At 60.9% G+C, this 435-nt stretch carries 2 pseudogenes; both read right to left on the minus strand.

Annotated features, from left to right (window positions below):
- Positions 1–142: pseudogene (locus tag U8L64_RS00670) on the minus strand (hypothetical protein); the annotation flags it as partial.
- 16 nt (positions 143–158) lie between these two features.
- Positions 159–371: pseudogene (locus U8L64_RS00675) on the minus strand (guanosine-3',5'-bis(diphosphate) 3'-diphosphatase); the annotation flags it as partial.
- Positions 372–435: the final 64 nt, after the last annotated feature.

The raw sequence follows: 435 nt of genomic DNA on the forward strand, positions 1-435 counted from the left end.
ATGCCTGGAAGGCCGAATATGGCGCCCAGACTGTAAATGCCTGGTGCGCCTGACGTATCGCCTGCTCGGAATGGAAGGTACCCTGCGAGCCGGTAAAACCCTGGCAGATCACTTTGGTGTTCTTGTTGATCAGCACGCTCATTACTTGCCCTCCGCGGCTGCCGGGCGCGGGCATGGGTACCCTTGGGCACGTCGTTCTCGTCGGATTTGTACAGCCAGTGCGCGGCGATGCCGTTGTTGGCAATATCTTCCATCTCGCGGGTGCGGATCTGGTTTTCGATGGGCACGCCGTGCATGCCGAACAGCGTGGTGTGCAGCGATTGGTAGCCGTTGGCATTGGGAATCGCGATGTAATCCTTGAAGCGGCCGGGCAGCGCGGCGAGCATCCAGCGCCGCCCCACCGCACAGCTGCTGATGACCATGCACGAGCGTGAT

This window comes from Pseudomonas sp. FIP_A4 (genome assembly GCF_036701605.1).
In the GTDB taxonomy this organism is placed as follows: Bacteria; Pseudomonadota; Gammaproteobacteria; order Pseudomonadales; family Pseudomonadaceae; genus Stutzerimonas; species Stutzerimonas phenolilytica.